The following is an 8,463-nucleotide window of genomic DNA, read 5'->3' on the forward strand; positions in this document are numbered from 1 at the left end:
ACCACCGTCCCGGGCACCACCAGCGCCTCCGATAGCTCGGCCGCCTCTGATACCTCCGCCGCCTCTGATACCTCCGCCGCCTCCGATACCTCCGCCGTCTCCGGCTGGAGCGCCCTGCGCCCCCTCGTCCTGCGGCTGCACTTCTACGCGGGCCTGCTGATAGCCCCGCTGCTGCTCGTCGCCGCCACCAGCGGACTCCTGTACTCCCTGTCCTACCAGGCCGAGAAGGTCCTCTACCGTCACGAACTGCGCGCCCCGGTCGGCGACCGCGCCCAGCCGATCGTCGACCAGATCGCCGCCGCCCGCGCCGCGCACCCGGAGGGCACCGTCACCTCCGTACGCCTGCCGTCGGAGGAGGGCGCGACGACCCAGGTCCTGATGGCCACCCCCGACGCCAAGGAGTCCCACTCCCTCGCCGTCTTCGTCGACCCGTACACCGCGGAGGTACGGGGCGCGCTGGACTCCTACGGCAGCTCCGGCGCCCTTCCGGTGCGGGCCTGGCTCTCCGAGTTCCACCGCCATCTCCAGCTGGGCGAGCCGGGCCTCTACTACAGCGAACTCGCCGCCAGCTGGCTCTGGGTGGTGGCCCTCGGCGGGCTGCTGCTCTGGGTGGGCCGCAAGCGCGCCTCGAAGCGGGCGCTGCTCGTTCCCGAGCGGGGGACCACCGGGCGGCGCAGGACGCTCTCCCTGCACGGCTCGCTCGGGCTGTGGGCCGTGACCGGCCTCGTCCTGCTCTCCGCCACCGGGCTGACCTGGTCGAAGTACGCGGGCGGGAACATCGGCGAGATCAAGGACCAGCTCGGCAGCTCGACCCCGTCCGTCTCCGCGGCCCTCGACGGCGGTACCGCCGATGCGGGCGGCGCGGGCGGCGGCGGCCACGAGGGGCACGAGGGCATGGAAGGCATGGAGGACATGCCCGGGATGGAGGGCATGGACGCTGCGGACATCGGCGTCGACCTGGCCGTCGTCGCCGCCCGTCAGGCCGGTCTCGACGGGCCGATCCAGGTGACTCTGCCGACGGAGGGGCTCGGCTACACCATCGCGCAGACGGACAAACAGTTCCCCGTACGCCTCGACTCCGTCGCCGTCGACCCGGCCGATGGCATGATCATCGACGAACTGCGCTTCGCCGACTACCCCCTGCTGGCCCAGCTGACCCGCTTCGGCATCGACGCCCACATGGGCCTGTTCCTCGGCCTCCCCAACCAGCTCGCGCTCGCCGCGCTGGCCCTCTCCCTGATCCTGCTCATCGTCTGGGGCTACCGGATGTGGTGGCTGCGCCGGCCCACCAAGAAGAGCGGATTCGGCGTGGGTCGGCCGGTAGCGCGCGGCACCTGGCGCAAGGTGCCGCTGACCTGGCTGTTGCCGCTCGTGGCGGTGACGGCGCTGGTCGGCTGGTTCCTGCCGCTGCTCGGGATCAGCCTGCTGGTGTTCCTCGCGCTGGACGCGGCGCTCGGCCTGTGGACGCGCGCGAGGCGCCCGGCGGCGGCGCGCGGATAGCCGGGGGTGGGGGAGCCCCGCCCGGTGATCGAAACCGGGCGGGGTCCCGTACCACTACCGGCCGGGCGAACGGACACGGCAATCGGCCTCCGGCCACGGGCCTCCGGCCACGGGCGGCCTGCCACGGCCCACCGGCTACGAGCCACCGGTCACGGCTCACCGCTCACGGGCCGCCGGCTACGGCCCGCCTGCCACGGCCCACCGGTCACGGGCCACCGAGTCCCGTACCGGCTGCCGGTCACCGGCCGCGCCCGGTCCTTCAGGGCGTGTACTTGTACCCGACCCGCCGTACGGTCTGGATCGTGCGGCGGTGCTCGGCCCCCAGCTTGCGGCGCAGCCGCGCCACATGGACATCGACGGTCCGCCCGTCGCCCACGTGCCCGTAGCCCCAGACCGTGGTCACCAGCTGGTCGCGGGTGTGCACCCGGTTCGGATGCGCCACCAGGTGGGCGAGCAGCTCGAATTCGAGATACGTGAGGTCCAACTGCGCCCCGTCCACGACGGCGATCCGCTGGACGCCGTCGATCAGTACGGGACCGGCGCCGCCCGCCGGGGTCCTGGGCGCCGACGCCGCCAGCGCCGCCGCGTGCCGTTCGGCCGGTACGAGTACGAGGTAGCCGACCATCGGCGGCTGCCCAGGCAGCGACGGCAGGGTGTGCTGGGGCGCGGGCAGCCAGGTCGCGTCGGGCGGCAGGAAGTCCACGATCCGGCCGGGGACGAACCCGGCGGGCGCGGGCGCCGCGACCGGCGCGGGCGCGGTCTCGTCGCGGTCGACGGCCCGGAGCCGGTGCCGGCCGGGGGAGGCCGTGGAGCCGCCGGTCGCGGGGGGTGCTGCGGAGGAGAGTGAGGACAGAACGGAGTTCGCCATGAGGGGTCAGCTCTTTCGCGCGGAGGAGTCGTCGGAACGACAGATGCGGACGGCACAAGAGATGTACGTACGTCTGCGCGCGCGGCCGAAGGCCCGGAAGAAGGGGCTTTAGAGGGCCGGCGCGTTCCTCACGCGGCAACACACCCGGTCGAAGTCATGGTGCTGCCGGGACGGCCAGAACGGCTCCAGGTCGGTGCGACCTGTCACGGGGTACGGGAAGCTGGCCATGACCCCATTGAAGCAGACATCGCGGTCACGCGGCACGCTCCTTTCATCTGTCGGGACGGGTTCGGTCCCGGCGCCCCGGGACCTGCCGGGACCTGCCGCTGCCGTGCGCGATGGTGCGTGGTGGCCGGGCGCGCGGTACGCGGTACGCGGTGGGTGGCGCGGGCCGTCGGACCGTCGGGCCCGGCTCGGGTGGGTCAGACCTGCCCGGCCTTCTCCAGCGCCGAGCAGCACGTGTCCACGATCAGCCGCGTCACCAGGTACGGGTCGACGTTGGCGTTCGGACGCCGGTCCTCGATGTACCCCTTGCCGTCCTGCTCGACCTGCCACGGGATGCGCACCGAAGCGCCGCGGTTCGAGACGCCGTAGCTGTACTCGTTCCACGGGGCGGTCTCGTGCAGCCCGGTCAGCCGGTCGTCGATGCCCGCGCCGTAGTTCTTGACGTGGTCGAGCGGCTTCGAGCCCTCGCCCAGCGACTCGCAGGCGGTGATGATCGCCTCGTACCCCTCGCGCATCGCCTTCGTGGAGAAGTTGGTGTGCGCGCCCGCGCCGTTCCAGTCGCCCTTCACCGGCTTCGGGTCGAGCGTCGCGGAGACACCGAAGTCCTCGGCGGTGCGGTAGAGCAGCCAGCGCGCGATCCACAGCTGGTCCGCCACCACCAGCGGGGCCAGCGGGCCGACCTGGAACTCCCACTGGCCCGGCATGACCTCGGCGTTGATGCCGGAGATGCCGAGTCCCGCCTTCAGACAGTTGTCGAGGTGCGCCTCGACCACGTCGCGGCCGAAGATCTCGTCCGCGCCGACGCCGCAGTAGTAGCCGCCCTGCGCGGCCGGGAAGCCGCCTTCAGGGAAGCCCAGCGGGCGCGAACCCTTGAAGAACGTGTACTCCTGCTCGATCCCGAAGATCGGCTCCTGACCGGCGAACTTCTCCGCGACCTCGGTCAGTGCGGCACGGGTGTTGGACTCGTGCGGCGTCATGTCGATGTTCAGGACCTCGCACAGGACGAGGACGTCGGCACCGCCGCGGATCGGGTCGGGGCAGGAGAAGACCGGCTTCAGCACCCGGTCGGAGGCGTGACCCTCGGCCTGGTTCGTGCTCGACCCGTCGAAGCCCCAGATGGGAAGCTCGGCGCCGTCGGTGAGGATCCTGGTCTTCGAGCGCAGCTTCGCGGTCGGCTCGGTACCGTCGATCCAGATGTACTCAGCCTTGAACGTCACGGGGCCTCATCCTTTGCGGGTGCAGCAGGTTTGACCCGAAGCCTCGCAACTCGGGGTTTCCCGGTGGTTGCCCCTCTGTGAACCGGGTGTTACCCGGTTTTATTTTGGTTCGTGGTGTTTTGCGGGCAATGGGGCGGCGCCCGAGGCGCGGCGCGCATCCGCCGGGCATCCGTCGCGCCTCCGCCGTGTGTACCGGGAGCGGGAACGCTTTCTCCGTCGTATACGGGCCATATGCGGGCCGTGTACGGGGTCCGATCCGTATACGGACGGGGTGCGAGGGGGAGTCGCGGGCGCGGGAGACGGCAGACTGATCCGTATGACCCGTATGGACAAGCCTCGTATCGGACTTCTCGGCACCGGCCCCTGGGCCGAGCGCACGCACGCGCCCGCCCTCGCCGCCCACTCCGGCATCGAATTCAGCGGCGTCTGGGGACGGCGGCCCGAGGCCGCCGCCGCGCTCGCCACCGCGCACGGCACCGCCGCCCACTCCGGCGAGGCCGGGCTCGACGTGCTGTTCGCGGCGAGCGACGCCATCGCGTTCGCGCTGCCGCCCGACGTACAGGCGCCGCTGGCGGCCCGTGCCGCTGCCGCCGGATGCCACCTGATCATGGACAAGCCGGTCGCGACGACCGTGGCGGGCGCCCGCGCCGTGGCGGACGCGGCGGCGCTGGCCGGGGTGGAGTCCGTGGTGTTCTGCACCCTGCGGTTCGCGCCGGAGACCGCGCGGTGGGTGGCGGAGCAGGCGGACCGGGGCGGCTGGTTCACCGCCCACGCCCAGTGGCTCGGCGGTCTGTTCAGCCCGGGGAGCGACAGCCCGTTCGCCGATTCGCCCTGGCGCCGCGAGAAGGGCGGCCTGTGGGACGTGGGGCCGCACGCGCTGTCCGCGCTGATCCCGCTGCTCGGCGACGTCACGGACGTGCTGGCCGCGCGCGTCGAACCCGACCTCACCCATCTCGTGCTGCGGCACGTGTCGGGGGCGGCCAGTACGGCGGCGCTGAGCCTGAGCGCGCCGCACGCGAGCGCGGGTACGGCGCTCGAACTGCGCGGGGAACACGGCACGGCGACGCTGCCGCAGAACTGGGGCGATCCCGTCGACTCCTTCACCGCCGCCGTGGACGCGCTGCTGGAGGCGATGCGTACGGGACAGCCGCACGCGTGCGACGTGCGCTTCGGACTGCGGCTGACGGAGATCCTGGCGGCGGCGGAGGCCCAGCTGACGGCAGGGACCCGGGGGGCCGCAGGGACCCGGGGGGCCGCAGGGGCCCCGGGCGTGGGGGCTCCGGGCGTGGGGGAGGAGCCGGAGCGGAAGCCGGTCGGATAGCCGACCCGGAGCGGAGCCGGAGCCGGAGCCGACCGGCTATCCGGCCGGGGAGCCGGAGCGGGAGCCGGTCGGCGCGGCCCTGGCCTCGGCGCGGCCCCGGCCCCGGCGCGGCCTTGGCCTCGGCCCCGGCGCGGCCCTGGCTCCCCGACCGGCTCCCGGTCAGCCGACGCTCTCGACTCGCTCCCGCTGCTCCCGCTCCGCCGACCGGACACCCTGGATCTGCTCGATCCGGGCGTTGCGGATCAGGAACTTGCCCTCCTCGCGGACCAGCTCGAACGCCGCGTCGTTGAGCAGGGCGCAGCTGCCGGAGGCCGAAGTGACCTGCACCGTGGTCGACTTGTTGTTGTCCAGGTTGGTCACCCGGAGGGTGGTGCCGACCGGGAACTGATTGCTGGACGCGGCCGGGGGACCCGCCTCGCCGGAGAGCGTGACGGTCGAACCGGCGCAGACGACGTCGCCGGTCGCGTCGGACCCGCCGGTCGCGTTGCCGTCGTCGGGAGCGCTGGCGTCGCCGCCCGTGCCTGTGCCCGTGCCCGTGCCCGGGGAGTCCGTACCGGCCTGCTCGTTCCCGGTACCGGCACCCGCACCCTCGTCTCCGCTTCCGGCTCCGGCTCCGGCTTCGCTCCCGCCTCCGCTTCCGCCTCCGTTCCCGGGTGCGCAGCCGGAGGCCACCTGCTTGCGGCCGATCTCCTCGATGACCGCCACTCGGTTGGCGATCCGCGCCTCGGACTGCGCGTCAGGGGCGGCACGCTGGGCCGCGATGAAGTTCTCGTTGTTGGTCACGGCGGTGGCCAGCCCGTCGCACACCACCGAAGCCTGGCTGGTGCCGGTCATGATCACCGCCGTGCCTCCCGCGAGCGCTGCCGCGCCGACGAGCAGGGCGAGTTTCTTCCGGCCGCTGAAGGTCTTCTTACGGGACACGTGACGGACTCCTGTTCCCGGCCGCGCACGTGTGGGGCCGGTGGGGGGTTCGGTGCGCCGTTACATACGCGCGGGCCGCCGGATCCGCTCAACGGTCCTGGCCCGGAGTCCATCAAATGGCCTTTGGCCAGGGGCGATTGTCAGTGGGGGGCAGTAAAATGGAGGCAGTTCGTGAGGGTCCCACCACCGTGCCGGGAGGTCGCCGATGGCCGTTGCCACCATCACCACGAAATCCGTCAGGACACCGTCGAAGACATCATCCAGGACATCACCCGCGCTGCGGCGCATGCCACTGCCCGCGGGTCGGCCCCGCGAGTGGTACGAGACGCACAACCGGCGCCTGAAGGCGATGCGCCTCGCCATCGCCCTGCTGGACTCGGGCGTGTACGTGCCGGAGAAGGCGAGCAACCGGAGGATACGGAGCACGGCGGCCCGCATCGGAATCCACCCGCCGTCCAACACCACCTGCCGTATGGTGCGCACCCTGATCGGCTGATCGGCCGAGCACGCCCCGCCGAGCGGGCCCGCCGAGCACGCTTGCCGAGCGGGGCCGCTCGGCTGAGCCCTCCGTGGGCGGGCGAGCGGGCGAGCGGCCGGGCCGGCCGCCGTTCCCCGGGCCCGACCCGGGCCGGGGGAACAACGGCCGCCACGCTTCGCGCCGGGCCGCGCGCCGCTTTTCGCGCCGGGCCGCGCGCAGCGGCCCGCGCGCACTCCGTTCAGGACACGACGCGCCGCCGCCACCGCACTTCGCCGTCCTGCCACTCGTCGGTGGGCGTCAGCCCGACCGACGCCGCGACGGCGGCCGAGGACAGATGGTCCGGATGGACGTGGGCGACCAGAGTCCCCACTCCCCGCTCCACCAGCCACCCGACCAGCCCCCGCGCGGCCTCCTTCGCGATGCCCTGTCCCTGCCACGCCGTGCCCACCACCCAGGCCATCTCCGCGTCGAGACCGGCGCCGTCACGGCTCGGCACCACGGTCGCCTGGACGTACCCGGCCAGACACCGGCCCTGCCCCGCCGGGCCCTCGACGCCGATCACCCAGTTGCACCAGGAGATGACCTGCAGGGGCGAGCCCGCGACCATCCGGGCGTACCGCGTGCGCAACTCCTCCGCCGTCGAAGGCGCTCCGCCGATGTAGCGGTGCAGTGCCGGATCCGCCAGCACGGCGGCCATCTCCTCCGCGTGCTCGACGCGCAGGGGCAGCAGCGTCAGCCGCTCGGTCCCGATGGGCGCCGTCAGGATCGGCGTCACGACGCGCCGCCCGGCGCCTGCCGCGCGCCGCCCGGCTCGCCGGTGACGACGGCGTGCAGCCGCCCCGCGCCGATCGCGAAGCGCGGCAGCGAGACCCCGTACACCTCCGAGAGCGCGGCGAGCGCCTCGTACTCGTCGTCCGGGTCCAGCGCCACGTTCACCTCGTCGTCGCCCTCCTCCGCGGACGCGCCGGGGAAGAGCGGTACGGGGTCGAGCGGCTCGGGCAGCGCGCCCCACCGCTCGATCGCGCCGCCGCGCACGGTGAATCCGTACACCCGCCGCCCGTCTTCCCGGTACGAGAAGTGGAACGTGCCGCTGCCCCGCTCGCACCACACCGTGACCGAGGCCGTCCCCCGGGACGCCGGCGCCCCGGGCCCACTCGGCCGATCCTCCCGGAACGGCTCAGGAGCGCTCTCGAACGCGAAACTCCAGCTCTCCCCGTCCCCGTCCACGTCCACCGCGCACCGGCCGACCCGGGCCGCCGCGCCCGCCTCAGCCTCGTCGGACGGCGCCGACAGCGGCCCGCTGCCGATCCGCCCGGCCAGCTCCAGCGGCGAGAGGTCCCGGACGAGCACGAAACGGTACGAGGAACGCCTCTCCTCGTCCGTGAGCCAAGCCAGCCCATCCGCCTCGTACTTCCCCGCCTCGTACTCGCCCGCCTCGGACTCCTCCGGAGCCTGGGCCTCCACCGGACCGCCGTCCTCCCGTCCCGCACCCCGGGGCGTCTCCAGGACGAGGCGACCGCGCTCCGGGGTGATCAGCGGCCCGAGCAGCGGATCGGCGAGCAGCCCCACCGGGGCCAGATGGTCGTCGCCGTACGGCTCCCAGCTGGTCAGCGCCGCCTCCAGCGTGCGCCACGCGGCCTCCGTCCCGCCCCAGCGCGCCTGCTCGCGGGCCGCCGCCACCGCGTCCCCGAACGGCCCTGGGGCCTCGTAACGGAACGTACGCTCATCGACCGCGCGCAGCACCTCCCGGACGCCCTTGTGGTCCGCGCCGTCGTACGAGGACGCGCCGTCGCCCGCGGCCTCCTCGTACGAGGTGAGGAACGACTCCGCGTCGAGCCCCGCGCGCAGATGTCCGTGCGCGTACAGAGGCAGCAGCTCCCGCGCGTACAGCGGATCGTCCATACCCCCGGCGCCGGGGGTATGGACGATCCGC

Annotated in this window: 7 protein-coding genes and 1 pseudogene; 3 read left to right on the forward strand and 5 right to left on the reverse strand. The window is 73.3% G+C overall.

Translation table 11 applies throughout. The annotated features are described in order from the left end of the window. On the forward strand, positions 1-1,500 hold a 1,500-nt coding region (locus DVH02_RS31895; RefSeq protein WP_407697705.1), incomplete at its 5' end, for a PepSY-associated TM helix domain-containing protein. A 259-nt stretch (positions 1,501-1,759) separates the two neighbouring features. Here DVH02_RS31895 and DVH02_RS31900 read toward each other — a convergent pair. After that, a complete protein-coding gene (locus tag DVH02_RS31900; protein WP_114627335.1) occupies positions 1,760-2,368 on the reverse strand; it encodes a winged helix-turn-helix domain-containing protein in 609 nt (202 codons plus the stop codon). Positions 2,369-2,790: 422 nt separating this feature from the next. After that, complete coding sequence (glnII, locus tag DVH02_RS31905; RefSeq protein WP_114627336.1) at positions 2,791-3,810, reverse strand: glutamine synthetase; 1,020 nt, start codon at positions 3,808-3,810, stop codon at positions 2,791-2,793. A gap of 316 nt (positions 3,811-4,126) precedes the next feature. On the opposite strand from glnII, the gene DVH02_RS31910 reads away from it, so the two are divergent. After that, complete coding sequence (locus DVH02_RS31910; protein WP_114627337.1) at positions 4,127-5,131, forward strand: Gfo/Idh/MocA family protein; 1,005 nt, start codon at positions 4,127-4,129, stop codon at positions 5,129-5,131. 159 nt (positions 5,132-5,290) lie between these two features. Here the strand turns inward: DVH02_RS31910 and DVH02_RS31915 are convergent, their stop codons facing one another. Then, positions 5,291-6,052 carry an RlpA-like double-psi beta-barrel domain-containing protein gene (locus DVH02_RS31915; RefSeq protein WP_114627338.1) on the reverse strand — a complete coding sequence of 254 codons (762 nt, stop codon included), beginning with the start codon at positions 6,050-6,052 and terminating at the stop codon, positions 5,291-5,293. Positions 6,053-6,257: 205 nt separating this feature from the next. Here DVH02_RS31915 and DVH02_RS31920 point away from each other — a divergent pair, with 205 nt between their 5' ends. Further along, positions 6,258-6,548 (forward strand): hypothetical protein, encoded by a 291-nt coding sequence (locus DVH02_RS31920; protein WP_114627339.1) that lies wholly within the window; start codon positions 6,258-6,260, stop codon positions 6,546-6,548. 220 nt (positions 6,549-6,768) lie between these two features. Here DVH02_RS31920 and DVH02_RS31925 read toward each other — a convergent pair whose 3' ends face one another. Both DVH02_RS31925 and DVH02_RS31930 read right to left on the reverse strand, forming a co-directional pair. Beyond that, positions 6,769-7,305 carry a GNAT family N-acetyltransferase gene (locus DVH02_RS31925; protein ID WP_199566489.1) on the reverse strand — a complete coding sequence of 179 codons (537 nt, stop codon included), beginning with the start codon at positions 7,303-7,305 and terminating at the stop codon, positions 6,769-6,771. Continuing rightward, a pseudogene (locus DVH02_RS31930) lies at positions 7,302-8,463 on the reverse strand (hypothetical protein); the annotation flags it as partial. The gene DVH02_RS31925 and the pseudogene DVH02_RS31930, both read right to left, overlap by 4 nt.

The sequence above is a fragment of the Streptomyces corynorhini genome (assembly GCF_003346515.1).
Classification (GTDB): Bacteria; Actinomycetota; Actinomycetes; order Streptomycetales; family Streptomycetaceae; genus Streptomyces; species Streptomyces corynorhini.

Excerpts from the sequence above, each read along its gene's own strand:
- DVH02_RS31900 (WP_114627335.1), bottom strand. The coding sequence starts at position 2,368 with ATGGCGAACTCCGTTCTGTCCTCACTCTCCTCCGCAGCACCCCCCGCG.
- DVH02_RS31910 (WP_114627337.1), top strand. The coding sequence starts at position 4,127 with ATGACCCGTATGGACAAGCCTCGTATCGGACTTCTCGGCACCGGCCCC.
- DVH02_RS31920 (WP_114627339.1), top strand. The coding sequence starts at position 6,258 with ATGGCCGTTGCCACCATCACCACGAAATCCGTCAGGACACCGTCGAAG.